General features: G+C 63.4%; 25 protein-coding genes and 1 pseudogene. 17 read left to right on the forward strand and 9 right to left on the reverse strand.

The window, feature by feature from the left end:
- The first annotated feature begins 201 nt into the window (after nucleotides 1-201).
- Nucleotides 202-1,236 carry a GGDEF domain-containing protein gene (locus QYS36_RS09695; protein ID WP_308839281.1) on the forward strand — a complete coding sequence of 345 codons (1,035 nt, stop codon included), beginning with the start codon at nucleotides 202-204 and terminating at the stop codon, nucleotides 1,234-1,236.
- Nucleotides 1,237-1,384: 148 nt separating this feature from the next.
- Nucleotides 1,385-2,206, forward strand: coding sequence for an HDOD domain-containing protein (locus QYS36_RS09700; RefSeq protein WP_308839282.1), 822 nt, complete (start codon nucleotides 1,385-1,387; stop codon nucleotides 2,204-2,206).
- A 174-nt stretch (nucleotides 2,207-2,380) separates the two neighbouring features.
- Here the strand turns inward: QYS36_RS09700 and QYS36_RS09705 are convergent, their stop codons facing one another.
- Nucleotides 2,381-2,788: a transcriptional regulator gene (locus tag QYS36_RS09705; protein ID WP_308839283.1), complete on the reverse strand. Its 408-nt coding sequence runs from the start codon at nucleotides 2,786-2,788 to the stop codon at nucleotides 2,381-2,383.
- Between the two features lie 113 nt (nucleotides 2,789-2,901).
- Between QYS36_RS09705 and QYS36_RS09710 the strand changes: the two genes are divergently transcribed.
- A complete protein-coding gene (locus tag QYS36_RS09710) occupies nucleotides 2,902-3,354 on the forward strand; it encodes a BRO family protein (protein WP_308839284.1) in 453 nt (150 codons plus the stop codon).
- A gap of 6 nt (nucleotides 3,355-3,360) precedes the next feature.
- Here the strand turns inward: QYS36_RS09710 and QYS36_RS09715 are convergent, their stop codons facing one another.
- Nucleotides 3,361-4,008, reverse strand: a complete 648-nt coding sequence (locus tag QYS36_RS09715) for a YecA family protein (RefSeq protein WP_308839285.1) — start codon at nucleotides 4,006-4,008, stop codon at nucleotides 3,361-3,363.
- Between the two features lie 152 nt (nucleotides 4,009-4,160).
- Between QYS36_RS09715 and QYS36_RS09720 the strand changes: the two genes are divergently transcribed.
- Together QYS36_RS09720 and QYS36_RS09725 are read left to right on the forward strand one after the other, a co-directional pair.
- On the forward strand, nucleotides 4,161-6,164 hold the full coding sequence (locus QYS36_RS09720; RefSeq protein WP_308839286.1) for a U32 family peptidase: 2,004 nt from the start codon (nucleotides 4,161-4,163) through the stop codon (nucleotides 6,162-6,164).
- A 155-nt stretch (nucleotides 6,165-6,319) separates the two neighbouring features.
- On the forward strand, nucleotides 6,320-7,378 hold the full coding sequence (locus tag QYS36_RS09725) for a hypothetical protein (RefSeq protein WP_308839287.1): 1,059 nt from the start codon (nucleotides 6,320-6,322) through the stop codon (nucleotides 7,376-7,378).
- Here the strand turns inward: QYS36_RS09725 and QYS36_RS09730 are convergent.
- Nucleotides 7,362-8,267 carry a DMT family transporter gene (locus tag QYS36_RS09730; RefSeq protein WP_308839288.1) on the reverse strand — a complete coding sequence of 302 codons (906 nt, stop codon included), beginning with the start codon at nucleotides 8,265-8,267 and terminating at the stop codon, nucleotides 7,362-7,364. The genes QYS36_RS09725 and QYS36_RS09730 overlap by 17 nt on opposite strands.
- A gap of 131 nt (nucleotides 8,268-8,398) precedes the next feature.
- Between QYS36_RS09730 and QYS36_RS09735 the strand changes: the two genes are divergently transcribed.
- Nucleotides 8,399-8,836: an Lrp/AsnC family transcriptional regulator gene (locus tag QYS36_RS09735; RefSeq protein WP_308839289.1), complete on the forward strand. Its 438-nt coding sequence runs from the start codon at nucleotides 8,399-8,401 to the stop codon at nucleotides 8,834-8,836.
- 35 nt (nucleotides 8,837-8,871) lie between these two features.
- Here the strand turns inward: QYS36_RS09735 and QYS36_RS23945 are convergent, their stop codons facing one another.
- Both QYS36_RS23945 and QYS36_RS23950 read right to left on the reverse strand, forming a co-directional pair.
- Nucleotides 8,872-9,429: a methyl-accepting chemotaxis protein gene (locus tag QYS36_RS23945; protein ID WP_374990438.1), complete on the reverse strand. Its 558-nt coding sequence runs from the start codon at nucleotides 9,427-9,429 to the stop codon at nucleotides 8,872-8,874.
- A pseudogene (locus QYS36_RS23950) lies at nucleotides 9,409-10,221 on the reverse strand (PAS domain-containing protein); the annotation flags it as partial. The gene QYS36_RS23945 and the pseudogene QYS36_RS23950, both read right to left, overlap by 21 nt.
- 306 nt (nucleotides 10,222-10,527) lie before the next feature.
- Between QYS36_RS23950 and QYS36_RS09745 the strand changes: the two are divergent.
- The gene (locus tag QYS36_RS09745) at nucleotides 10,528-10,953 is read left to right on the forward strand and encodes a thiol-disulfide oxidoreductase DCC family protein (protein WP_308839291.1); all 426 of its coding nucleotides are present in this window, start codon (nucleotides 10,528-10,530) and stop codon (nucleotides 10,951-10,953) included.
- On the forward strand, nucleotides 10,946-11,302 hold the full coding sequence (locus QYS36_RS09750; RefSeq protein WP_308839292.1) for a DoxX-like family protein: 357 nt from the start codon (nucleotides 10,946-10,948) through the stop codon (nucleotides 11,300-11,302). The genes QYS36_RS09745 and QYS36_RS09750 overlap by 8 nt, the downstream gene beginning before the upstream one ends.
- A gap of 7 nt (nucleotides 11,303-11,309) precedes the next feature.
- Here the strand turns inward: QYS36_RS09750 and QYS36_RS09755 are convergent, their stop codons facing one another.
- Both QYS36_RS09755 and QYS36_RS09760 read right to left on the reverse strand, forming a co-directional pair.
- The gene (locus QYS36_RS09755; RefSeq protein WP_308839293.1) at nucleotides 11,310-11,894 is read right to left on the reverse strand and encodes a DUF4157 domain-containing protein; all 585 of its coding nucleotides are present in this window, start codon (nucleotides 11,892-11,894) and stop codon (nucleotides 11,310-11,312) included.
- A 90-nt stretch (nucleotides 11,895-11,984) separates the two neighbouring features.
- Nucleotides 11,985-12,302, reverse strand: coding sequence for a putative quinol monooxygenase (locus QYS36_RS09760; RefSeq protein WP_308839294.1), 318 nt, complete (start codon nucleotides 12,300-12,302; stop codon nucleotides 11,985-11,987).
- A 157-nt stretch (nucleotides 12,303-12,459) separates the two neighbouring features.
- Between QYS36_RS09760 and QYS36_RS09765 the strand changes: the two genes are divergently transcribed.
- Both QYS36_RS09765 and QYS36_RS09770 read left to right on the forward strand, forming a co-directional pair.
- Nucleotides 12,460-13,047 (forward strand): NAD(P)H-dependent oxidoreductase, encoded by a 588-nt coding sequence (locus tag QYS36_RS09765; RefSeq protein WP_192425298.1) that lies wholly within the window; start codon nucleotides 12,460-12,462, stop codon nucleotides 13,045-13,047.
- A gap of 66 nt (nucleotides 13,048-13,113) precedes the next feature.
- Complete coding sequence (locus QYS36_RS09770) at nucleotides 13,114-13,659, forward strand: GNAT family N-acetyltransferase (protein WP_308839295.1); 546 nt, start codon at nucleotides 13,114-13,116, stop codon at nucleotides 13,657-13,659.
- 148 nt (nucleotides 13,660-13,807) lie between these two features.
- Here the strand turns inward: QYS36_RS09770 and QYS36_RS09775 are convergent, their stop codons facing one another.
- Nucleotides 13,808-14,998 carry a sugar transporter gene (locus QYS36_RS09775; protein ID WP_308839296.1) on the reverse strand — a complete coding sequence of 397 codons (1,191 nt, stop codon included), beginning with the start codon at nucleotides 14,996-14,998 and terminating at the stop codon, nucleotides 13,808-13,810.
- 466 nt (nucleotides 14,999-15,464) lie between these two features.
- Here QYS36_RS09775 and QYS36_RS09780 point away from each other — a divergent pair, with 466 nt between their 5' ends.
- A complete protein-coding gene (locus QYS36_RS09780; protein WP_308839297.1) occupies nucleotides 15,465-16,793 on the forward strand; it encodes a potassium transporter TrkG in 1,329 nt (442 codons plus the stop codon).
- Nucleotides 16,783-17,484, forward strand: coding sequence for a TrkA family potassium uptake protein (locus tag QYS36_RS09785; protein ID WP_308839298.1), 702 nt, complete (start codon nucleotides 16,783-16,785; stop codon nucleotides 17,482-17,484). The genes QYS36_RS09780 and QYS36_RS09785 overlap by 11 nt, the downstream gene beginning before the upstream one ends.
- A 16-nt stretch (nucleotides 17,485-17,500) precedes the next feature.
- Here the strand turns inward: QYS36_RS09785 and QYS36_RS09790 are convergent, their stop codons facing one another.
- Nucleotides 17,501-18,217: a UTRA domain-containing protein gene (locus QYS36_RS09790; protein ID WP_308839299.1), complete on the reverse strand. Its 717-nt coding sequence runs from the start codon at nucleotides 18,215-18,217 to the stop codon at nucleotides 17,501-17,503.
- Nucleotides 18,218-18,654: 437 nt separating this feature from the next.
- On the opposite strand from QYS36_RS09790, the gene QYS36_RS09795 reads away from it, so the two are divergent.
- The 5 genes from QYS36_RS09795 (at nucleotide 18,655) to QYS36_RS09815 (ending at nucleotide 23,250) form a co-directional block, all read left to right on the forward strand.
- Nucleotides 18,655-19,713 (forward strand): ABC transporter substrate-binding protein, encoded by a 1,059-nt coding sequence (locus QYS36_RS09795; protein WP_308839300.1) that lies wholly within the window; start codon nucleotides 18,655-18,657, stop codon nucleotides 19,711-19,713.
- Nucleotides 19,714-19,831: 118 nt separating this feature from the next.
- Entirely contained in the window at nucleotides 19,832-20,638 is an 807-nt protein-coding gene (locus tag QYS36_RS09800) for an alkaline phosphatase family protein (protein ID WP_308839301.1), read from the forward strand.
- Nucleotides 20,635-21,483 carry an ABC transporter permease subunit gene (locus QYS36_RS09805; RefSeq protein WP_308839302.1) on the forward strand — a complete coding sequence of 283 codons (849 nt, stop codon included), beginning with the start codon at nucleotides 20,635-20,637 and terminating at the stop codon, nucleotides 21,481-21,483. Before QYS36_RS09800 ends, QYS36_RS09805 begins: the two co-directional genes overlap by 4 nt.
- Nucleotides 21,470-22,267: an ABC transporter permease gene (locus QYS36_RS09810; RefSeq protein ID WP_308839303.1), complete on the forward strand. Its 798-nt coding sequence runs from the start codon at nucleotides 21,470-21,472 to the stop codon at nucleotides 22,265-22,267. Before QYS36_RS09805 ends, QYS36_RS09810 begins: the two co-directional genes overlap by 14 nt.
- Nucleotides 22,264-23,250 (forward strand): ABC transporter ATP-binding protein, encoded by a 987-nt coding sequence (locus tag QYS36_RS09815; RefSeq protein WP_308839304.1) that lies wholly within the window; start codon nucleotides 22,264-22,266, stop codon nucleotides 23,248-23,250. The genes QYS36_RS09810 and QYS36_RS09815 overlap by 4 nt, the downstream gene beginning before the upstream one ends.
- The last annotated feature ends 257 nt before the right edge of the window (nucleotides 23,251-23,507 follow it).

Raw genomic sequence — 23,507 nt, forward strand, 5'->3', positions numbered from 1 at the left:
GAAAGCTTCGGCGACGCCAGGCCGCGACGCTGGCGATGCACAGGCCTCGAGCAGCGTGCGCACGCGCAAATATCCCTAGTAGCACAGGGCCAGCTTCGTGCAGAATTGCCCCCATACTCACTTCCCCTCTCCTACCAAACGGCGCAGCCGCCAGGACACGCCGACAACGGCGTGCGCCAAGGCGACCCGAAGGACGTTTCGATGCTGGCTCCAATCGATCACAACGATCAGTCCCGGCGCAGGATGTTCAAGACCCTGCTCTGGGTGACCATGTGTTTCGGTGTGCTGTTCTCGATCTTCAATGCCACCCGCGGGCTGTGGCTGCTGGTGAGCATCGAGGTGGTCTACACGCTGCTGTCGCTGTACATGCTGGTGGTGGTCGAGCGCACTCGCTACCTGCGCCCCCTGACCATCGTCTATCTGGTGCCCTTTCTCGGCGTGATGATGGCAACCCTGGCCAACCCGAATACCTCGGTGGGTATCTTCGCCTGGATCCAGACCATCCCGATCATCCTCTACCTGTTGCTCGGCCTGCGCCTGGGGCTGCTCGGCTCGATCCTGTTCGTCAGCCTCGGCCTGTACCTGTACACCCAGTACTACACCGAGAAAAACCCCAGCGACAATCTCGGCTTTCTGCTCGACATCGGTATGGCCACCCTGGCCATCACCATCTTCTCGCACACCTACGAACACACCCGCGCCCAGACCGAGAAGCGCCTGATCGAACTGATCAGCACCGACTACCTCACCGGCCTGGCGAACCGCTCCAAGCTGACCGAGGTCTTCGCCCGCGAGCGTGGCCACGCCCAGCGCAACGACGCGCCGCTGGCCCTGGTTTACCTGGATATCGACCACTTCAAGCAGATCAACGACCGCTTCGGCCATGAAATCGGTGACCAGGCCCTGCGCCATTTCGCCTATGTGCTGTCGCAGCGCCTGCGCACCACCGACCTGCTGTGCCGGCTCGGCGGCGAGGAGTTTGCGGCCCTGCTGCCCAATACCACCGCCGCCCAGGCCGCCGCAATCGCCGAGGAACTGCGCGAATGCCTGGCCAGCACGCCTCTGTACGTGAAGGGGACGCCCATGCAGATGACCCTCAGCGCCGGCGTGGCCAGCCTCGGCCAGGACGGCGAGCGCCTGGACGAGCTGATGAACGCCGCCGACAGACGCACCTATGCGGCCAAGCGCGCGGGCCGCAACCAGGTGGTCAGCGATGAGGCTGCGGCCCTCGGCTGAGCACGGCCTGGCGTTGAAACACCGGGTTTTTTCTCGTCGGCAATCTCGTTTGCCGAGGCGAAAACCCAGCTGTAGAGCTGGCACGCGCCAACAGCGCGGCTATGCTGAAACTCCATATAGTCCCCCGGTTTTCCCCCAGGAGCTTCATATGGATATCGCCAGCCTGTTCGCCGAATTGCACACCCTGCCCACCGTCCCCAAGGTCGCCCAGGATCTGATCCAGCAGTTCGACAACCCCACCACCAACCTGGAAAGCGTGGCGCGTAATATCGAGCGTGACCCGGTGGTCGCCGCCAAGGTACTGCGCCTGGCCAACTCGGCGCGCTTTCGCGGCTCGCGCGATGCCAGCAGCGTCGAGGACGCCGCCATGCGCCTGGGCTTCAACACCCTGCGCACCCTGGTGCTGGCTTCGGCGATGACCGGTGCCTTCAAGGTCGATACCGGCTTCAACCTGAAAAAGTTCTGGCTGCGCAGCTTCCGCGTGGCGAGCATCGCCCGCGCCCTGGCCAAGCAGCTCAAGCTCGACGCGGACGCCGCCTTTACCTGCGGAATGATGCACAACATCGGCGAGTTGCTGATCCAGACCGGCGCCCCGGACTTCGCCCGGCGCCTGAACCGCCACCCGCAACGTGAAGCCGCGGCCCACGCCGCCGAGGAAACCATGCAGCTGGGCTTCGGCTACCCGGAAGTCGGCGCCGAGCTGGCACGCCGCTGGCAGTTACCGGCGCTGATCCAGAACGCCATCGCCTACCAGAACAAACCGTCCCAGACGCCGGGCGACGGCCAGTATGCGCGCCTGGTGGCCCAGGCCATCCACGTCGAGGAAAGCCTGGAGGCCCATGGCCTGAGCGATGCTGCCAAACAGGATCTGGACGGCCCGCTGTTCGAGGAAGTGGATCTGGCCAAGCTGTTCGACGCCCTGCCCGCCGTGCTGGAAGCGGACAAGGCATTTGGCGAGTTGTTGAACTAGAGCGGGGCGAGGGCTGCTGGAGTCGGTCGACTCCGGCAGAGCGGTCAGCGGGCCGTGATGAAGCCCCCAGCGGCCCGTTTCCATCCCAGGCACCGCGCCACCTTTGGCCAATGTCCATTCAGCGATATCGGCTCAGTTGCCACCAATGGGCGTTTCACGCTGAGGGCAACTGCCTTACTCGGCGGTATCCGGGCGCTTGGCTGTCTGCGCGAAGGTCATGATCACATCACGCACCACCTTGCGCTGCCCGGCAGGCAGGGCGAGAAAGGCTTCGATGGCTTCTCGCTCGGGGTAGAACTGCGGATCTTCCCAGCGGCCGCGCTGCTCGCGCACGGCCATGGCTGCGCGCTCGCCGAAACGCAGCGCCTGCGGTTCGACACGCAGCCAGTCGGCCAGCACCTGCAATTTGTCCTGGGAGGGAATGGCCTCGCCGCGCAGCCATCGCGACACGGCCTGGAACGTCACCGAGCGCCCCCAGTAGCGGGAGTTGAACTCCCGCTCCAGCACGGCGGGACGATCAGGGTAGCCTGCGGCGAGCATGGCATCGCGCAGGCGCTGGGCAAATTCGGTTTTCTCGGTCATGGGCGGACGTTAAATTCCGCTTCCATGCTTGATTGAACATACGGTTTAATTATAAATTAAATTCATGGTTTCATCACGGGCGCTGTGACGCTGATCATGCACAAGGAGGTGCCATGAACTACGCAAGATCATTTCACTTCGAGGGGCGGCCAATCGCCGTTCACGCCAGCGCCGATGGGCGCCTGTGGTTCTGTGCAGAGGCCATCTGTGCGGTGCTGTGCTTTTCCGATAGCCAGGCGGCGCTGCTCTACCACTGCAAGCCCAGCGGCATCCTGTTCGGTAACGAGGCGTCACCCCAGGCGATGATCGATCTGCGCAACGTGCTTCAGCTCAGCCATCACAGCCCGCCAGGCCGCGCCGCTCGCCTCCACGACTGGCTGTGCAACTGCGTGTTGGCTTCGCAGCTCGGCCATGCGGGCAAACCGCAGCGTCACCAGCTCAGCACCCATGACCAGCAGCTGCAGCTGCTGCGCTGGCAGGAGAGCTGGTGGCTGGAAATGCAGGATGCCGTGGAGCTGTTCGGCAGCGGTAATGAGCCGCTGCCGCGCCCTGCTCATCCTGAATGAGCGGTTTCAGGCACGCAGACAGCACTGCTTGTACTTCTTGCCGCTACCGCAGGTGCAGGGGTCGTTACGGCCGACCTTGGTCTCTTCCCGGCGTACCGGCAGCAGTGGCTCCAGATGCTGCTGCCAGTAGTCGTAGAGCGCCAGCGCTGCTGGTTCGACGCTGGCGACCGAGGCGTCATACGCCTCGTCGGACATGGCGTTGAGCGCCTCCACACCCTCTTCACTACCGTGCAGGGTGATGCTCGCCAGGGCGGCCGCCTGCACGTCGGGCAGCTCGGCGTCGATCCAGCCGGCCACCTGGGCGCCGCGCAGGTAACCCGCGCACCATTGCGAGACGATGAGTTTTTCACCCTTGCCCTTGTCGTCCGCCAGGAAGATCGCCTCGTAGTCATCGGGCTCCTCGCCAAGCATATAGGCGGCTTCGCTCATCAGCTCGACGGCCAGCTTGGTAAAGCGCTCGCCTTCCTTGTCGTTGGCCCATTTGGGCAACTGCTCAGCCCAGATGTGGGGATACCAGGTGCCGGGGTCGACCTGCCGCGGGCCGGACACGATGGCCGCGAAATAGCCGTCCAGCTCGCTGGCGGAAAGAATCGAGTCGTCGTTGCCGTACTTGAGCAACAACTGATCGAGCTTTTCGAGCCCTCTGTTATCCATCGCAAACGCCCCTCTGAAAAAAGGCCGCTACTTTCCCACAGATGCCCTGCCGCCGACAGCCTCGCCAGCCGTCCGGCACATCGCGGGTGCCGAGGCGGCGGCAGCCCGGTACAATGCGCCCCTTGCCCGTGTCGCCTGATAAAGAAAAAACCATGTCCTTGCCCAAGAACCACCTGGAACTGCTCAGCCCTGCCCGCGACGTCGAGATCGCCCGCGAGGCCATCCTGCATGGCGCCGACGCCGTCTACATCGGCGGCCCGAGCTTCGGTGCCCGGCACAACGCCTGCAACGAGGTGAGCGATATCGCCAGGCTGGTGGAGTTCGCCCGTCATTACCACGCGCGCATCTTCACCACCATCAACACCATCCTGCATGACGACGAGCTGGAGCCGGCCCGCAAGCTGATCCATCAGCTCTACGACGCCGGCGTGGATGCGTTGATCGTGCAGGACCTGGGCGTGCTGGACCTGGACATTCCGCCGATCGAACTGCATGCCAGCACCCAGACCGACATCCGCACCCTGGGCCGGGCCAAGTTTCTCGACCAGGCCGGCTTCTCCCAGCTGGTGCTGGCCCGCGAGCTGAACCTGCAGGAAATCCGCGCCATCGCCGATGAAACCGATGCCGCCATCGAGTTCTTCATCCACGGCGCGCTGTGCGTGGCGTTCTCCGGCCAATGCAACATCTCCCATGCGCAGACCGGGCGCAGCGCCAACCGCGGCGACTGCTCCCAGGCCTGCCGCCTGCCCTACACCCTCAAGGATGAAAAGGGCGGCGTGATCGCCTACGAGAAACACCTGCTGTCGATGAAGGACAACAACCAGAGCGCCAACCTGCGCGCCCTGGTCGAGGCCGGCGTGCGCTCGTTCAAGATCGAGGGCCGCTACAAGGATGTGGCCTACGTGAAGAACATCACCGCCCACTACCGCCGCGAACTCGACGCCATCCTCGAAGACCGCCCGGACCTGGCACGTGCCTCCAGCGGCCGTACCGCGCACTTCTTCGTACCCGACCCGGACAAGACCTTCCATCGCGGCAGCACCGATTACTTCGTCACCGAGCGCAAGGTGGATATCGGCGCCTTCGACTCGCCAACCTTCACCGGATTGCTGGTAGGCCAGGTCGAAAAGGTCAACAAGCGCGACCTGATCGCCGTCACCCATGAGCCGCTGTCCAACGGCGACGGCCTCAACGTGCTGGTCAAGCGCGAGGTGGTCGGTTTCCGCGCCAACATCGCCGAGCTGAAGGCGGAGTTCGAGGAAGACGGCGAGAAGCGCTACCGCTACCGCGTCGAGCCCAACGAAATGCCTGAGGGCATGTTCCGCCTGCGCCCCAATCATCCGCTCTCGCGCAACCTCGACCACAACTGGCAGCAGGCGCTGCAACGCACCAGCGCCGAACGCCGTATCGGCGTCAGTTGGAAGGCCGAGTTGCGCGAAGCTGCACTCACGCTCACCGCCACCAGCGAAGAAGGCATCAGCGTCGAGGTCGCCCTGCCCGGCCCGTTCGGTGTCGCCAACAAGCCGGAACAGGCCCTCGAAGGCCTGCGCGACCTGCTCACCCAGCTGGGCACCACCATCTACCACGCCCAGGGCGTGCAGCTGGACGCCCCCCAGGCGTTCTTCGTGCCCAACTCGCAGCTGAAAAGCCTGCGCCGCGAGGCCATCGAAGCGCTGACCGCAGCCCGCGTGGCCGCCCACCCACGCGGCAGCCGCAAGGCCGAGAGCAACCCGCCGCCGGTGTACCCGGAGTCGCACCTGTCGTTCCTGGCCAACGTGTACAACCACAAGGCCCGCGAGTTCTACCATCGCCACGGCGTGCAACTGATCGATGCGGCCTACGAGGCCCACGAAGAAGAAGGCGAAGTGCCGGTGATGATCACCAAGCACTGCCTGCGCTTCTCCTTCAACCTGTGCCCCAAGCAGGCCAAGGGCGTGACCGGCGTGAAGACCAAGGTCGCGCCCATGCAACTGGTGCACGGCGATGAAGTACTGACCCTGAAGTTCGACTGCAAGCCCTGCGAGATGCACGTGATCGGCAAGATGAAAGGCCATATCCTCGACCTGCCACAACCGGGCAGCGCCGCCACCCAGGTGGTCGGCCATATCAGCCCGGAAGACCTGCTGAAAACGGCACGACGGCAAGCGCCGCACTGAGTGCTGTGAAGGCTGGGCGGTTCCGATCTGCCTGACTGGATCGACCGCGCAGTTGCACCATGACGACGCCGCGCGATGCTCGGCGTTGCAGCCGAAAACCCATATGGCGGGCCCACTGATGGGCCCGCTCACAGTGCCAACAAGGAAGTAGCCGTATGACGCGCTGGCTGGATAAGCCCTCGATGGACAGCGACGAACTGATCGATCTGGTCATCGAACGTTCGCAGCGCTTTTTCAGCCGGTACGCCTCCCCCGTCGCCAAATTCTGCCCGCCATTATTCGGCTTCGCGATCTTTCTGCTGTATTTCAACCGGCACGGCTTCTACCCGACCTTCGACCTCTTCCAGTTTTCCTCGCTGCTGCTGGCTGCAGCCGTGCTCGGCTTCGTCCTGGTCGGAACTTACGTACTTCTGCTGGTGGTGCCCGGCGCCTGGCTGCACTATGGATTCGTCAACTCGCCGCCCATCAAGGAAGAACTGCGCTATATAAGGCCGGCCAATGACACACAGACCTACCGGTTCGTCGGCATTCTGATTGGCCTGGTTTACGTCGCACCCTTCGCTGCCAGCACGCTATGCGTGATGTATATGACATTCGCGTACACATCGCTTTTTCAACATGCGATGTTTCTGGCTCCTGCGCTGATCACCCTGATCGCAGGGCTGCTGTTGCAGAAATTGCTGGAGCTGAGGGCCTACAGTTTTTTGCGCTACATCTGGTCGGCCTATGTCCCAAACATCATCGTCGCGTTATTCACCTTCTTGATCATTCGTGACGCTGCCACCGGCATCGATCGAATAGACAACGATCTGCTGCGCGCTTTTGTAGTTTATGGAACACCCGTATTGATCAGCGTAATAGGAGGAATTTGTGCAATTAGCTTCGTAGCAGGCTGGAGCTTCACCCTGCACTTCGCCACCTTCTTTGCCCTGCTGATCGCCTTCTACAGCGGGCTCTTAACCGCGTTGCCAGACAAAACCGTACGCGCCATCGGCCTGGGCAACTACCAGGCCGAGCGCATCGTTCTGGATAGCAGCTACTGCGACAACGATGCGCAAATGGCCCTGGCGTTCGATAACCAGTGCTCACTGAAGGACGTCCACGTGGTGTGGCTGATGGGCGACAGCTTGCTCTTCAAACGCACTGCCGAGGACAAGCAACTGATTCAGGTGCCATCGCGTTTTATCAAGATGGTGATCAGGGCTTCGGACTGAGCCCAGCGCCTTGGCGCGGATACCAACGCCACCCCTGCTGCATCCCCGCAGCCGCCAGCAAAATCGCGGCAACGCCCAGCCACTGCAGCGCGGTCAGTTGATGGTCGAAAGCGAGCCAGTCAACCGCAATCGCCGCAACCGGATAGATGAATGACAGCGAGCCGGTCAGCGCGGTCGGCAGTTTCTGGATGGCGCCGTACAGCAGCACGTACATGCCGCCCGTGTGCACCACACCCAAGGTAAGCAGGATCGACCAGGTTTGCTCGCCCTTGGGCAGCGTGGCGAGGTCGGCCACTGGCGCCAGCATCAGCACGCCCACGCTGACCTGGATCAGCGCGATCAGGTGCGGCGACACGCCCTTGAGCTTCTTGATGATCAATGCGGCCACCGCGTATAGAAAGGCGGCGCCGAGGGCGAAGGCGATGCCCACCAGGTAGTCGTCACCCCCCTGCTCGACGTTGTCGTGGGCGCTGACGATGGCCAGCATCCCCAAGAAAGACACCGACAGCCAGGCGAGCTTTTGCAGGGTGAGTTTTTCGCCGAGCAACAGCGCCGCCAGGATCACCAGCATGAACGGCTGCACGTTGTAGACCGCCGTGCCGATGGAAATCGATGCGCGGGAATAGGAGGCGAACAGCAGCAGCCAGTTGCCGACGATGGCCACCCCGCTGACTACGGCCAACATCAGGGTAACGCGGTTCAGCAGGCCAGGGCGCAGGTGGCCAAGCAGCGCGCAGACCAGCAACAAGGTAAGCGCACCGAATACACAGCGCCAGAACACCACGTCCAGAACCGGCAAGCCGGACAACAGAACGAACCAGCCGATGGTGCCGGAAATCAGCATGGCGGCGACCATTTCCAGCGTGCCTCTGTGGGTTTGCTTGTCCATCGATACGCTCCTTCAGGTGGTGCGCAAAGTATGGCGAGCGACGTGCAGCCGCTCCATGGCAAAACGGAGGCAAAAACCGCAGGCAGACTTTAGTATCAAGGCATATTTCGCAAAATGCCTTTGGATCGATGATGACCGATGAAAAAGACCAGCAACTGATCAACGCGCTGATGGAAGACTCCCGCCGCTCGCTCAAGGCGCTGGCACAGATCAGCGGCCTGTCTTCGCCCAGCGTGGCCGAACGGTTGCGCAAGCTCGAAGAGAAAGGCGTGTTGCAAGGCTATGGCGTAGAGGTCGACCCGCGTGCCTTCGGCTATCAGTTGCAGGCCATCGTGCGCATTCGCCCGCTGCCCGGCCAGCTGCATGAAGTGGAGCGGCAGATCCAGGCCACGCCGCAATTCACCGAGTGCGACAAGGTCACCGGCGAAGACTGCTTTATCGCCCGGCTTCACGTACGCTCGATGGAGCAGCTCGACGAGATCCTCGACCACATCAACGTCTATGCGCTGACCAACACCGCCATCGTCAAGAAGACCACCGTGAAGCGACGGTTGCCGCCGATGGCCTGACGACGAGACGCGCGGCTCGTCATCAGGCCCCGCGCTTATTTCAACTGGCTGGCAAAGCGCTCCACCGCGCCGAGCACCTGCTTGGCGCCCTGACGAATCTCGACGATCACGTCGCCCGCCTGGTTGGCCAATTCCAGCCCCGCTTCGGCCTGCTGGCGGCTGCTGGCCATGTCGCTCACGGCGGCGTCGACCAGCTTCTGGTTTTCCTGCACCACGCCGACGATCTCCTCGGTGGCCTTGCTGGTGCGGCTGGCCAATTGCCGAACCTCGTCGGCGACCACCGCGAAACCCCGCCCCTGCTCACCGGCACGCGCGGCCTCGATGGCCGCGTTGAGCGCCAGCAGGTTGGTCTGCTGGGCGATACTGCCGATGGTCTGCACCATGGTACTGATCAATACCGACTGCTTGCCCAGCGCCTCGATGCCTTCGGAGGCCGAGCCCATCTGTTCGGAGATGCGCTGCATGGTCTGCACCGTGTCGGTGACCACCTGGGCGCCGCGCTGGGCGGCGGTGTCGGTCTGCTGGGAAATGCCGTAGGCGATTCCCGCCGCGTCGTTGACCTCTTCTTCACGGTTGACCTGATCGGTGATCACGGTGGCGAACTTCACCACCTTGTAGAGTTTGTCCTGGGTGTCGTGCACCGGGTTGTAGGTCGCCTCCAGCCATACCACGCGGCCGTGGCTGTCGATACGCTTGAAACGTCCGGCCATGAACTCGCCGCGGTTCAGGCGCTCCCAGAACTGCTTGTAGTCGGCGGAGTGGGTTTCCTGGGACTCGCAGAACATGCTGTGGTGCTTGCCCTTGATGCGTTCCAGGCTATAGCCCATGCCGTGCAGGAACTGGTCGTTGGCGGTCAGCACATGGCCACTGAGGTCGAACTCGATCACCGCCGTGGAGCGCAGCAAGGCGTTGATGAAATCCTCGTTTTCACGGGCGCGATTCATGGTTTCGGTGATCTCGCTGCCAAAGCACTGAACGCGGCGCACCGCACCGCGCTCATCGACCACCGGCTGCCAGCAGGCCTGAAGCCACACCAGTGAACCATCGGCGCGTAGGAACCGGTAGCGATCACTGACCGAGCGCCCGGTGCGTATGGCCTCGCTCAAGTTCTTGAAACACGGCAGGTTCTTCACGTACGCCGGCACGATGTCGCTCATCGGCCGATTGGCCAACTGCTCGGGCCCGTGGCCAATGAAGCGTGAGAAGTTGGCATTGGAATCGATGATCCGGAAATCGGGATCGATGGTCAGCATGATCATCTCGGTCTCGATGCCGTGGTACAGCTGTCGGAGTAGCGACAGTTCGGCATCCTTGGCCTGCAATTGTTTTTTCCACTGGTTACCGAACATGCTCTTACTCCAAAAGGCAATCACGTTGAAATTCATCGGCTGCCCTGCCGAATTATTGAGGACCGCTCAGCCAGAAATTGCAGGCTGCTCTGCCATCCAGCATAGAAGGTAGGTACGGGGGTCATCGGGGTTTTGCGAAGCAAAAACATGCCGCGCGCAAGGGTGGGCGAATCCGCAGACAAACTGACAGTGGTGCCAAGGAAAAATGCAGGCTTTTTGGCCACGCTGGCGATGATCACCTAGCCTGCCTCGACCTGAATCTCGCGCAGGCAGGCCGGGGAAATATCGTTCTCAGCGCTCGGTTGCGTTACGCTGGCCAGGTCATCAGCGTGGAGAACATTCATGGCTTACCCACCCCACCTGCAGGCGGGTGATCGCGTCGTGCTGTTCGATGGCGTATGCAAGCTGTGCAACGGCTGGAGCCGCTTTCTGATACGCCATGACCGCGCCGCCAAGCTCAAGCTGTGCAGCGTGCAGTCGCCCCAGGGCCAGGCGATTCTGGCCTGGTTCGGCATGCCGCTGGATCACTTCGACACGCTCCTTTATGTCGAGGGCGGCAGGGCCCTGCAGCGCAGCGACGCCATTCTGGCCATCCTGCATCAGCTGCCAGCCCCGTGGCGCTGGGCGACGGTGGCGCGGGTGCTACCACGCCGCCTGCGTGACTGGGTCTATGACCCCATCGCCCGCAATCGCTACCGCCTGTTTGGCCGCTACCCATACTGTCAGGTGCCGCGCCCCGAAGACCGCGAGCGTTTCCTGCATGACTGACGCCTGGCTGGCACGCCTGACAGTGGCGGCGATCTTCATCTACCACGGGCTGGTGCCCAAGCTGCTGTTCAGCGATGCCAGCGAACTGCAGCTGCTCGACGCCCATGGCTTGCCTCACCATCTCCTGCCAGTGGCCGGTGGCGGCGAAGTGCTGCTGGGGCTGCTTATTGTGCTGCTGCGCCGGCAGCGTTGGCCGCTGTGGGCGGCAGTGGCGGCGCTGACGCTGCTGCTGGTGGATGTGGCACTCGTCGCGCCTGCGCTGCTGACCCAGGCGTTCAACCCGCTGAGCCTGAACCTGGCCGCTATCGCCCTGTGCATCATCGCGCTACGGGGCAGAACCGCCCGCTGATTTCGCCTCAGTTTCCCGCCTGCTCGCGCAACAGCCGCGCGATTTCGGCCTGGCGCCGATAGGCCGGCGCCTCGACGGCGTTGAAGTCGCGGCTGTAGCGCGCCGCAAAGCCCGCCGTACCCCATTCCCGGTACTGCTGCACGTGCAGCAGTTCATGGGCCCACAGGGCGGCATCCTGTTCGGCCATGTGCGCGTCGCGAAACACGATGATGTCGACCAGGGTGACCGCGCGGATATCCGGGTTCTGCATCACGTTGCGGGCCGCGCTCAGCTCGTCGAGGTCGCCGACCTTGTAGCGCACCGAGTCGAGCAGTTCGGCTGCGTAGAACGGCAGCAGCTGTTGGCGGATCGCTGGCGGAATCGGCAGGGTCCCCTGGCGCAACGCCGATTCGCGCGAGCGCAGGATCCAGCCTTCCAGCGCGGCAGCGGTGATGGTGCCGGCGCGCTCCTGCATCGGGCCGAGCACGCCGTTGGGGTCCGGCACGCAGATGCAGCCGCCCAGGCACACCCGGGTTTCACCCGGCGCGCAGGCCAATGCGGCAGGCACCGGAACGATCGTCAGCAATACATACAGCAGAACGCGTTTGGTCATGTACCGCTCTCGATCGAACAAAGACGCGACCATGGCGCCAGCCGCTGCCGTTGTCCAGCCCCAGCGGATCACGCTGGCTGAACGAAGGGCTTACTTGCCAGGCGACAAGAAGGCCGACGACGGGCTGAGCATGTGGATTTCGCGGATCTCGAAATCCCGGTTCAGGTAGTCCATGCGCCGCTCATGGAAGTCGCGCATATGCGCCAAGGCGTTGTGCACCGCCAGATACTCGCGGGACTGCCAGACCTCGAAAAAGATGAACAGCGTCGGGTCGCTGGCATCGCGCAGCATGTGGTACTCGATACAACCCGGCTCGGCGCGACTGGGCTCGACGTAGGCGCGGAACAACTGCTCGAAGTCGTCGGCGCGTTCCGGGCGGGTGTGGGCGTGGAGGATGAATCCGTACATGAAAGGTGCTCGGTGGTGGCGGTGCTGCACACCCTAGCGCAAACAATCGCCTTGCATTCATGCATTCGAGTCACTAATGATTTGCGCATACAGGTATTTTTCGCCCCCGCGAGAGCCCGTAACCTGGCGCCATTCAATCAGTTACGGGAAGCCCAGCATGAAGAAGATTCTGCTCCTCAACGGCGGCAAGCAATTCGCCCACTCCGATGGCCGCCTCAATCGCACCCTGCATGAAACCGCTGCCGCGTACCTCGACGGGGCCGGTTTCGAGTTCAAGACCACCGAGATCGACGCCGGTTACGATGTCGCCGAAGAGGTGCAGAAATTTCTCTGGGCCGACGTGGTGATCTATCAGATGCCGGGCTGGTGGATGGGCGCGCCGTGGATCGTCAAGAAGTACATCGACGAAGTGTTCACCGAAGGCCATGGCAGCCTGTACGCCAGCGACGGCCGCACCCGCTCCGATGCGTCGCAGAAGTACGGCAGCGGCGGCCTGATCCACGGCAAGCAGTACATGCTGTCGCTGACCTGGAACGCCCCGCAGCAGGCCTTCGACGACCCGAGCGACTTCTTCGAAGGCAAGGGCGTCGACGCGGTCTACTTCCCTTTCCACAAGTCCCAGGCGTTCCTGGGCATGAGCGCCCTGCCGACCTTCCTGTGCGTGGACGTGATGAAGCGTCCGGATGTCGAGCGTGACGTGCAACGCTACCGCGAGCACCTGGCGCACGTCCTTGCTACGGCCTGAGTCGACATGACAAACGAGGCGGCGCCCGGCACTATCGGTCGCTACGCCTCGCCATGGATTGCCCGCATGCCCTTCCCCAGCCTCCATACCCCACGCCTGCTGTTGCAGCCCCTGCAACTGGCCGACGCCGCGCAGATCCAGCCACTGTTCGCCCAATGGGAGGTGGTGCGCTACCTCAATAGCCAGGTGCCCTGGCCCTACCCTGACGATGGCGCGTTGAGCTACCTGCGTGATGTCGCCCTGCCCGCCATGGCCGCTGGCAGTGAATGGCACTGGACGCTGCGGCCCATCGCCGAACCCGAGCAGGTGATCGGCGTGGTCAGCCTGATGGACACGCCCGGCAACAACCGCGGCTTCTGGATCGCCCCAGCCTGGCAACGCCAGGGCCTGATGGGCGAAGCCTGTGTGGCGGTCAATCGCTACTGGTTCGAGGTGCTGCAGCGCCCGCTTATGCAGGTGCCCAAGGCGGTCGACAACATCGCCTCGCAGCGACTGTCCATACGCGAAGGCATGCACCTGGTGGAAACCGGCGAGAGTGACTACGTCTGTGGCCGGCTAGCCTCGCAAACCTGGGCGCTCAGCCGGGACGAATGGCTGAGCCGGCAGACCTGAAACCCTCATGGGGAGCCTCTAAAAACGTAGCGAGGCAGTCAGCACAAGGCAAAAACAAGCGAAAAAGCGGAGTCTACGAGTTGTAAATGAGCATTTTGAGCTTGTTTTAAACGCAGTGCTGACAACGCAGGTAGTTCTTGGAGATGCCCTACAGCGGCTGCACCTTGAGCGGCCGGGAAAAACGGTAGGTGGTCACGCAGCACAGCAGCAGGCCACCGATACCCAACAGGCCGCCGACGATGCCCACGTTGGCCACGCCCAGCTGGCTGCTCACCAGGCTACCGAGCAAGGCGCCACCGCCAATGCCGATATTGAAGATGCCGGAGAACAGCGCCATGGCCACGTCGGTGGCGTCCGAGGCGAGGTTCAGCACCTTGGCCTGCAGCGCCAGGCCGAAGCACATCATGGCGATGCCCCAGACCACGCTCAGGGTCGCCAGGTAGGCGTGTTCGCGGGCCACGGGCAGCAGAAGCAGCATGCACAGGCTCAGCACACTGATCGCCGCGATCACGAAACCGCGGGGGAAGCGACCGCTGTAGCGGCTGAACAGGATGGAGCCGATGATCCCGGCGCAACCGAACAGCAGCAGCAGAACGGTGACCATGTCGGCGGCGATGCCGGCGACCTCCAGGGCGAACGGCTCGATATAGGTATAGGCGGTGAAGTGGGCGGTGATCACCAGCGCAGTGAGCACGTACACGGTAACCAGCGCCGGGCGCTTGAACAGCACCGGCAGGCTGCGCAGCGAGCCGGAGTTCTGGCTCGGCAGCAGCGGCAGGTTCTTCATCAGGCACAGCACCACCACGCCTGCCACCACGGCAATGGTGGTGAAGGTGGTGCGCCAGCCCAGCACCTCGCCGATCACCCGGCCCAGGGGAATACCCAGCACCATGGCCAGCGCACTGCCGGTCGCCAGCAGGCCAAGGGCTTGCGCCTGCTTGCCTTCCGGCGCCACCCGGATCGCCAGGGAAGCGGTAATCGCCCAGAACAGCGCATGGGCCAGGGCGATGCCGATACGGCTGACCATCAGCACGCTGAAACTCCAGGCGATGCCCGACAGGATGTGGCTGGCGATGAACAACATGAACACGCAGGCCAGCAGCTTGCGCCGTTCGATATTGCGGGTCAGCAGCATCAGCGGCAACGAGGCCAGCGCCACCACCCAGGCGTAGATGGTCAGCATCAGGCCGACGCTGGCGGTACTCATCTCGAAGCTGTGGCCGATCTGGCTCAGCAAGCCCACCGGCACGAATTCGGTGGTGTTGAAGATGAAGGCGCCCAGCGCCAGGGCGATCACGCTCAGCCAGCTGCCGCTGTGCGTTTGCTCGGGTGTGTTCATTCGGGTAAGTCCACGCATGGGGGAACGCTGCCTACAACGGCCTTTGCGCCCGTGGCCTGAATGGCAGCGAGCGGCTGTAGCAGCGAACGGAAAAAAACAACCCCATACACGACGAACACGCACACGGCAGCTCGCGCTCCAACGCTATGGAAAGCGGGGAGTGGCGATGCGGAGAGCGGGAAATTATAAGTATGAGGATGGCCTGCGGCGGCGATTCTACGCGCGGCCCGGCACCTCGACAACAGGCCCCGAAGACCTTCTGGCAGGCGCCCGACAGCCGGTTGAACACGGCGCCAGCGGCCCTCCGTGCGGCGCTCGTGCATCGTAAAAAAAACGTAATTTTTACCGCCACGCGCTGCGCGCCCTGACTGCGCGAAGGTAGCATCCCCCACCTCCACTGCTCGAAGCGCCATCCAATGACGGCAAGCCCTGCTTTCCATTTCCTGCCCTGCCTGGTCTCCCGTCCATGAAGGCTCTTTTGCATCCCGCCAGGATCGTCGCCCTGGTATTTCTGCTGGTGATTGTGCTGGGCACCGCCCTGCTGATGCTGCCGATTGCCCAAGCCGAAGGCATCGGTGCGCCCTGGGTCACTGCCTTCTTTACCGCCGTCTCGGCGGTGTGTGTCACCGGTCTGGTGGTGGTCGACACCGGCACTTACTGGTCGGGGTTCGGCCAGGTGGTGATCCTGGTGCTGTTCCAGCTCGGCGGCTTCGGGATGATGACCCTGGCGACGCTGCTCGGCCTGATGGTCAACCGCTCGTTTCGGTTACGCACCAAGATGGTCGCGCAACAGGAATCACGCACGCTGGCCATCGGCGATGTAGGCAGCGTGGCCAAGCTGGTGCTGGTGGTCACGCTCGGCATGGAACTGCTGATCACCCTGCTGCTGACCTTGAGGTTGCACCTGGCCTACGACCTGCCCCTGGGCGACGCCGCCTGGAGCGGGCTTTTCCACGCGATATCCGCCTTCAACAACGCCGGTTTTTCCATCCACCCGGACAGCTTGATGCGTTACGCCAGCGACGCGCTGATCCTGCTGCCGGTGATGACTGCAATCGTCATCGGCGGCATCGGTTTCCCGGTGCTGCACGACCTGCGCAACCGCTTCCGTGATCCTCGGCACTGGTCGTTGCACACCAAGCTGACCCTCAGCGGCACCGCGCTGCTGCTGCTCTGCGGCTTCGTTGGCCTGCTGTTTTCCGAGTGGTCCAACGCGGCAACGCTCGGGCCGATGAGCATTGGCGACAAGCTGCTGTCAGCGGCCTTTGCCTCGGTATCGGCGCGCACTGCAGGCTTCAACTCCATCGATATTGGCGCCCTTACCCATGAAAGCTGGGCGCTGCACTATTTGCTGATGTTCGTCGGCGGCGGCAGCGCCGGCACGGCGGGCGGCGTCAAGGTGGGCACGGTGGCCATTCTGCTGCTGATGGTGGTCGCCGAAATCCGTGGCCGTGGTGATACCGAAGCCTTCGGCCGACGCATCTGCCCGGCGGCTCAGCGCCAGGCCATTACCGTCCTGGTGCTGGGCAGCGCGATGGTGGTGATCGGCACGCTGTTCATCCTGCGCACCACCGATATCGCCACCGACAAGGTGATCTTCGAGGTGGTCTCAGCCTTCGGTACGGTCGGCCTGTCCACGGGCATCACCGCGGACCTGCCGGAATCGAGTCAATTGATGCTGACCCTGCTGATGTATGTTGGCCGTGTCGGCATCGTAACCCTTGCGGTTTCCCTGGCCATGGGTGAGCGCCGCATGCCTTATCGCTACCCAGAGGAGCATCCCATTGTCGGCTAAATTCCTGTTTACCGAGCAATTCGCCTTTTCCAAGGGTGACAGCGTGGTGGTGGCCGGCCTCGGTCGCTTCGGCAGTTCCGTGGCGCAGTCGCTGATGCGCCTGGGCCATGACGTGATGGGCATCGACCGCGAATCCGAGCCGGTCCATCACTGGGCAGACCTGATCACCCACGCCGTGCAGGCCGACACCACCAACGTGATGGTGCTGCGCCAGCTCGGCGTGGCGGATTTTTCCCACGCCATCGTGGGTATCGGCACGGACCTGGCGGCCAGCCTGATGACCATCATGGCGCTGACCGAACTGGGTATAAAGGACATCTGGGTCAAGGCGCTGACCGAGGAGCACGGGCGCATCGCCCAGCGCATCGGTGCCCATCACGTGGTGTATCCCGAATCGGACATGGGCGAACGGGTTGCTCACCTGATCAGCGGCAGGATGATCGACTTCATCGAGTTCGATGACGGGTTCGCCATCGCCAAGATCCACGCCCCGCAAGCGACGCACAACCGGACCCTGGCCGAATCCGGCATTCGCGAAGTCCATGGCGTGACGGTGGTGGGCCTGAAACGCGCCAATCAGGACTTCCAGCACGCCACGCCGGGTACGCAAATACTGGCGGGTGATCTGCTGATCGTGTCCGGGGCGACTCACCTGATCCAGAAGTTCGCCGGGCGTTCGAAAACCCGCTGATCATTGCTCGCTGCGCTCAATCCGGCACTTCCACGCTGATGTGGATCGCGTCATGGCGCCAGTACTCGAGGTCGCAGTCGATCAGCCGGCCGCGCTGGTCGCGATTGACCCGGGTGATGCGCAGCGCCGGGCTGCCGGGCGCCACCCTGAGCGCGGCGGCAGCCTCGGCGTGCAGCGCGGTGGGCACCATGTCGAAGCGCACGCGGCCGTAGCGCACGTCGTATTCGCTGGCGTACAGCTCGGTCAGCGAGCGGGTCAGGTCGAAGTCGAGAATGTCGGGAAAATAGTCGGGGTTCAGGTAGTGCTCGACATACAGCACCAGCCGCCCGTCGATGCGCCGCGCCCGGCGGATCTGGTAGACGCTCGACAGCCCCGACAGGCCCAGTAGCTGGCAGATGTTCGCGTTGGCAGGCATCAGCCGCGCGCTCAGCACCTCGGTAGCCGGCACCCGCCCCTGCTCGGCGACCATGGCGTGAAAGTGGGTGCGCACCGACGGGTTGTAGGCCACCCGCGCGGGCGACACGAACCAGCCGCGGCGCTCCTCGCGGTACACCAGCCCCTCGGCCTCCAGCTGCCCCAGCGCCTCACGCAGGGTGATCCGGGTGGTGTCGAACAGATCGCTCAGGCGGCGCTCGGCCGGCAGCTTGCAGCCGGCGGGCAGCAGGCCGTGCTCGATCTGCTCCTGCAACGCGCGGCAGATGGTGGTAACGGCCCGCGGCGTGTCATCGCGCATCACCCTGATTCCTTTTGGACTAGACCAGCCCCATCACGGGGCATGCTGCAGCCATCTGCGCGGCTGCTTTTCTATCGTGCAGCCTAGGCAAGCGCCATGACCGGTAGATGACAGCCAGGCTGCAAGCATGGCCCATGCCAGGCAATTCAATGCCTTGGGCTGGTCTACGCTCTCTAACCAGGCCGTTGAAAAACTACCTACGTTGCCATTGCTGCGTTAAAAACAGCCTCAAAATGCTCATTTACAGCACGTAAATTGCGCTTTCCCGCTGTTTTTGCCTTGCACTAGCTGCCTCGCCTACGTTTTTCAATGGCCTGCTAAGCGCAACGCCGATGAGTGGCCAGCGGCCCTGCCGACACAAAACTGTCATTGGCAGCGCCTACATTGGCTTGGCTCTTGCTGATCTAGACCAACCTCGCATCGCAAAGGAGTTTCCAATGAAACAACTGCTACTGGCATCGCTGATGGGCAGCGCCATCGCTCTGGCTTCCCACGCCATGGCCGCCGACACGGATTTGACTGCACTGGAACAGGCCGCACGCAAAGAAGGCGCCGTGAACAGCGTCGGCATGCCGGACAGTTGGGCCAACTGGAAGGACACCTGGCAGGACCTGAGCGACAAGTACGGCCTCAAGCACATGGACACCGACATGAGCTCGGCCCAGGAAATCGCCAAGTTCGCCGCCGAGAAGGACAACGCCAGCGCCGACATCGGTGACGTCGGTGCCGCCTTCGGCCCCATCGCCGTGCAGCAGGGCGTGACCCAGCCCTACAAGCCCAGCACCTGGGAGCAGATTCCCGAGTGGGCCAAGGACAAGGACGGCCACTGGGCGCTCGCCTACACCGGCTCCATCGCCTTTATCGTCAACAAGCAACTGGTCAAGGATGTGCCGAAAAGCTGGGCCGACCTGAAAACCGGCAAGTACCGCGTGGCCATCGGCGACGTCAGCGCTGCCGCCCAAGCGGTCAACGGCGTACTGGCAGCGGCCATCGCCAATGGCGGTGACGAGAAGAACATCCAGCCGGGCCTGGACTTCTTCGCCGAGATCGCCGAGCAGGGTCGCCTGTCGCTGGCCAACCCGACCATCCAGACCCTGGAAAAAGGCGAAGTGGAAGTGGGCATCGTCTGGGACTTCAACGGCCTCTCCTACCGTGACCAGATCGACCCGAACCGCTTCGAGGTGCTGATCCCCTCCGATGGCTCGGTGATCTCCGGCTACACCACCATCATCAACAAGTACGCCAAGCACCCCAACGCCGCCAAGCTGGCCCGCGAGTACATCTTCAGCGACGCCGGACAGATCAACCTGGCCAAGGGCAACGCCCGACCGATCCGCGCCGAGCACCTGACCCTGCCGGCCGAAGTGCAGGCCAAGCTGCTGCCCAACGAGCAGTACGCCAAGGTCAAGCCGATCAAGGACGCCGCCGCCTGGGAAGCGACCTCCAAGGCCCTGCCGCAGCAGTGGCAGGAAAACGTGATCATCAATATGGAGTGATCCAGGCCTCAGCCTTGTAGGGTGGACCGGGGCGCGTAGCTGACGCTCCGTCCACCATTTTGATATCCCAGTGGTGGATGAGAAGAGCGTCATCCACCCTACTCCTCCAGGATCACCCATGCCGTCCAAGGTCATCCTCGTCATTCTCGACGGCCTCAATTTCGAGGTCGCTCGGCATGCACTCGGCCACCTGCAGGCCTATCGCGCCGCCGGCCGTGCCGCCCTTTACAAACTCGAGTGCGAACTGCCGTCACTGTCGCGGCCGCTCTACGAGTGCATTCTTACCGGCGTGACGCCCATCGACAGCGGCGTCGTGCACAACCACGTGGTGCGCCTGAGCAGCGAGCGCAGCGTGTTCCACTACGCCCGCGCCGCCGGGCTGAGCACGGCGGCTGCCGCCTACCACTGGATCAGCGAGCTGTATAACCGCGCGCCCTTCGTGGCCGCCCGCGACCGGCATACCAGCGATGCCGAATTGCCGATCCAGCACGGGCATTTCTACTACGTCGACCACTACCCCGACTCGCACCTGTTCGACGATGCCGAGAGCCTGCGCCTGGCGCACGCGCCGGATTTTCTGCTGGTGCACCCGATGAACATCGACGACGCCGGCCACAAGCACGGCCTGAACAGCAGCCAGTACCGCAACGCGGCGCGGGTCGCCGACATCCTGCTCGCCAATTACCTGCAGGCCTGGCTCGACGCCGGCTACCAGGTGCTGGTGACCGCCGACCACGGCATGAACGACGACCGCTCGCACAACGGCCTGCTGGCCGAGGAGCGCGAAGTGCCGCTGTTCGTGCTCGGTGATGCCTTCAGCCTCAGCGAATCGGCCGCGCCAAAGCAGCTGGAGCTGTGCGGCACCCTCTGCGAGCTGCTCGGCGTGGCCCATGACAAACCTCTGTGCCGGGAGCTGCTGCGATGAGCGCCACTCACAAACCGCGCGGCAAATGGCTGGCCCTGCTGTGCCTGCTGCCCTTTGCGGTGTTCTTTATCGCCTTCCAGATCGCCCCGCTGGTGTGGGTCGCGCTCAACAGCCTGAACACGCCGGATGGCTGGGGCCTGGGCAATTTCGAGAAGGCCTTTGCCTCCAAGTTCTACATGCAGGCGGTCAAGCACAGCCTGCAGATCGCCTTCTGGTCGAGCCTGTTCGGCATGCTCATCGCCATCATCGGCAGCTACTCGCTGCGCCAGGTGGATTCGAAACTGCGCGACTTCGTGATCGCCTTTTCCAACATGACCAGCAACTTTGCCGGCGTGCCCCTGGCCTTCGCGTTCATCATCCTGCTCGGCTTCAACGGCGCGTTGACCCTGCTGCTGATCCAGGCCGGGCTGATCGAGAGCTTCAACCTGTATTCGAAGAACGGCCTGATCGTGCTCTACACCTACTTCCAGATTCCCCTCGGTGTGCTGCTGCTCTACCCGGCCTTCGACGCCCTGCGCCTGGACTGGCGCGAGTCGGCTGCCTTGCTCGGCGCCGGCACCTGGGCGTTCTGGCGGCACATCGGCCTGCCGGTGCTGACCCCGGCGCTGCTCGGCACCTTCGTGATCCTCTTGGCCAATGCCCTGGGCGCCTACGCCACGGTGTACTACCTGACCACCGGCAACTTCAACGTGCTGCCGATCCGTATCGCCGCGATGATTTCCGGGGACATTTCCCTCGACCCGAACATGGCCAGCGCCCTGGCGATGATCCTGGTCGGCCTGATGGCGGCGATCACCCTCGTCCATCAGTTGCTGCTGAGGAGGAGCTACCATGTCCCGCGCTGATGCCCCAGCAGCCAGCCTCTATCACCGCGTGGTGGTCTGGCTGCTGTTCCTGATCCTGCTGCTGCCCCTGGCCGGCACCCTGCTCTACTCCCTGGCCACCAGCTGGTCAGCGACCATCCTGCCGGACGGCCTGACCTTCAAGTGGTACCTGCAGCTGTGGGGCGAGCCGCGCTTTCTGAAAGCCTTCGGCCAGTCGCTGCTGGTCTGCTTCGGCGCCCTGGCGCTGTCGGTGGTGCTGATCCTGCCGCTGCTGTTCGTGGTGCATTACCACTTCCCCAAACTCGACGCGCTGATGAACGTGCTGATCCTGCTGCCGTTCGCCGTGCCGCCGGTGGTCTCCGCCGTGGGCCTGCTGCAGCTGTACGGCTCCGGCCCGCTGGCCATGGTCGGCACGCCGTGGATCCTGATCGGCTGCTACTTCACCATCGCCCTGCCGTTCATGTACCGCGCGATCACCAACAACCTGCAGGCCATCAACCTGCGTGACCTCATGGACGCCGCCCACCTGCTCGGCGCCAGCACCTGGAAAGCCGCCTTCCTGGTGGTGCTGCCCAACCTGCGCAAGGGCCTGATGGTGTCGCTGTTCCTGTCCTTCAGCTTTCTGTTCGGCGAGTTCGTGTTCGCCAACCTGCTGGTCGGCACGCGCTACGAGACCCTGCAGGTGTACCTCAACAACATGAAGAACAGCAGCGGCCACTTCAACAGCGCCCTGGTGATCTCCTACTTCTTTTTCGTCCTGGTGTTCACCTGGGCGGCCAATCGACTGAACAGGGACAAGGCATGAGCTTCCTGAGCATCCAGAACCTGCACAAGAACTACGGCAGCACCGCGATCTTCAGCGACATCAACGCCGAGATCCAGCAAGGCGAATTCGTCACCCTGCTCGGCCCGTCGGGCTGCGGCAAATCCACCCTGCTGCGCTGCATCGCCGGCCTTACCGAGGTCAATGGCGGCAGGATCCTGCTCGGCGGCGACGACCTGGTGCCGCTGGCGCCGCAAAAGCGCGGCATCGGCATGGTGTTCCAGAGCTACGCGCTGTTCCCCAACATGACCGCCGCGCAGAACGTCGCCTTCGGCCTGCGCATGCAGAAGGTCGGCAAAGCCGAATCTGCGCAGCGCGTGCAGGAAGCCCTGGCGATGGTCGAGCTTGGCGACTTCGCCGGCCGCTACCCGCATCAGCTGTCCGGGGGCCAGTGCCAGCGCGTCGCCCTGGCCCGTTCGCTGGTCACCCGCCCGCGCCTGCTGCTGCTCGACGAGCCGCTGTCGGCCCTCGATGCGCGCATCCGCAAACACCTGCGCGAGCAGATCCGCAGCATCCAGCAGGAACTCGGCCTGACCACCATTTTCGTCACCCACGACCAGGAAGAAGCGCTGGTGATGAGCGACCGCATCTTCCTGATGAACGCCGGGCGCATCGTCCAGAGCGGCGACGCGGAAACCCTTTACACCGCGCCGGCCGATGCCTTCACCGCGGGCTTTATCGGCAACTACAACCTGCTCGACGCGCCCACCGCCAGCCGCCTGCTCGGCCGCCCGCTGAGCAGCCAGGTGGCCATCCGCCCGGAAGCCATCGTGCTCGGCCAGGGCCCGATCAGCGCAATCATTCGCAGCCACGCCCTGCTCGGTAATATCATCCGCTACCGGGTGGACGCCGGCGGCGTGGAACTGCTGGTCGACGTGCTCAACCGCAGCGCCGACGACCTGCACGCCAACGGCCACCCGATCTCACTGGATATCGCGGCGAGCGCCGTAAAAGAGGTGGGATAGGGTCTGTTCACCTTTCAGCACAAGCCGCGTTGCAGCGAGAACTTTCACCCGGTTAGGCGCAAGACGCAGGCAGTGGTTGGACCAGCCCCACATCGTGTCACGACAGCGGGTGAAACTTCCCGCGCACCCCCTTGGGACGGGCCTATTTTTTCGCGATACTGCGTTTCTCGCTGACTCATTTGGCCCACCAAACTTCGCAGCTCGCGCCTTGCCTCGCAAAAAAATAGGCACCGGCGCGGTCGTACTGAAAGGAAAAC

This window comes from Pseudomonas sp. G34 (genome assembly GCF_031119625.1).
Classification (GTDB): domain Bacteria; phylum Pseudomonadota; class Gammaproteobacteria; order Pseudomonadales; family Pseudomonadaceae; genus Aquipseudomonas.

Excerpts from the sequence above, each read along its gene's own strand:
- QYS36_RS09695 (WP_308839281.1), top strand. The coding sequence starts at position 202 with ATGCTGGCTCCAATCGATCACAACGATCAGTCCCGGCGCAGGATGTTC.
- QYS36_RS09700 (WP_308839282.1), top strand. The coding sequence starts at position 1,385 with ATGGATATCGCCAGCCTGTTCGCCGAATTGCACACCCTGCCCACCGTC.
- QYS36_RS09705 (WP_308839283.1), bottom strand. The coding sequence starts at position 2,788 with ATGACCGAGAAAACCGAATTTGCCCAGCGCCTGCGCGATGCCATGCTC.
- QYS36_RS09710 (WP_308839284.1), top strand. The coding sequence starts at position 2,902 with ATGAACTACGCAAGATCATTTCACTTCGAGGGGCGGCCAATCGCCGTT.
- QYS36_RS09715 (WP_308839285.1), bottom strand. The coding sequence starts at position 4,008 with ATGGATAACAGAGGGCTCGAAAAGCTCGATCAGTTGTTGCTCAAGTAC.
- QYS36_RS09720 (WP_308839286.1), top strand. The coding sequence starts at position 4,161 with ATGTCCTTGCCCAAGAACCACCTGGAACTGCTCAGCCCTGCCCGCGAC.
- QYS36_RS09725 (WP_308839287.1), top strand. The coding sequence starts at position 6,320 with ATGACGCGCTGGCTGGATAAGCCCTCGATGGACAGCGACGAACTGATC.
- QYS36_RS09730 (WP_308839288.1), bottom strand. The coding sequence starts at position 8,267 with ATGGACAAGCAAACCCACAGAGGCACGCTGGAAATGGTCGCCGCCATG.
- QYS36_RS09735 (WP_308839289.1), top strand. The coding sequence starts at position 8,399 with ATGACCGATGAAAAAGACCAGCAACTGATCAACGCGCTGATGGAAGAC.
- QYS36_RS09745 (WP_308839291.1), top strand. The coding sequence starts at position 10,528 with ATGGCTTACCCACCCCACCTGCAGGCGGGTGATCGCGTCGTGCTGTTC.
- QYS36_RS09750 (WP_308839292.1), top strand. The coding sequence starts at position 10,946 with ATGACTGACGCCTGGCTGGCACGCCTGACAGTGGCGGCGATCTTCATC.
- QYS36_RS09755 (WP_308839293.1), bottom strand. The coding sequence starts at position 11,894 with ATGACCAAACGCGTTCTGCTGTATGTATTGCTGACGATCGTTCCGGTG.
- QYS36_RS09760 (WP_308839294.1), bottom strand. The coding sequence starts at position 12,302 with ATGTACGGATTCATCCTCCACGCCCACACCCGCCCGGAACGCGCCGAC.
- QYS36_RS09765 (WP_192425298.1), top strand. The coding sequence starts at position 12,460 with ATGAAGAAGATTCTGCTCCTCAACGGCGGCAAGCAATTCGCCCACTCC.
- QYS36_RS09770 (WP_308839295.1), top strand. The coding sequence starts at position 13,114 with ATGCCCTTCCCCAGCCTCCATACCCCACGCCTGCTGTTGCAGCCCCTG.
- QYS36_RS09775 (WP_308839296.1), bottom strand. The coding sequence starts at position 14,998 with ATGAACACACCCGAGCAAACGCACAGCGGCAGCTGGCTGAGCGTGATC.
- QYS36_RS09780 (WP_308839297.1), top strand. The coding sequence starts at position 15,465 with ATGAAGGCTCTTTTGCATCCCGCCAGGATCGTCGCCCTGGTATTTCTG.
- QYS36_RS09790 (WP_308839299.1), bottom strand. The coding sequence starts at position 18,217 with ATGCGCGATGACACGCCGCGGGCCGTTACCACCATCTGCCGCGCGTTG.
- QYS36_RS09795 (WP_308839300.1), top strand. The coding sequence starts at position 18,655 with ATGAAACAACTGCTACTGGCATCGCTGATGGGCAGCGCCATCGCTCTG.
- QYS36_RS09800 (WP_308839301.1), top strand. The coding sequence starts at position 19,832 with ATGCCGTCCAAGGTCATCCTCGTCATTCTCGACGGCCTCAATTTCGAG.
- QYS36_RS09805 (WP_308839302.1), top strand. The coding sequence starts at position 20,635 with ATGAGCGCCACTCACAAACCGCGCGGCAAATGGCTGGCCCTGCTGTGC.
- QYS36_RS09810 (WP_308839303.1), top strand. The coding sequence starts at position 21,470 with ATGTCCCGCGCTGATGCCCCAGCAGCCAGCCTCTATCACCGCGTGGTG.
- QYS36_RS09815 (WP_308839304.1), top strand. The coding sequence starts at position 22,264 with ATGAGCTTCCTGAGCATCCAGAACCTGCACAAGAACTACGGCAGCACC.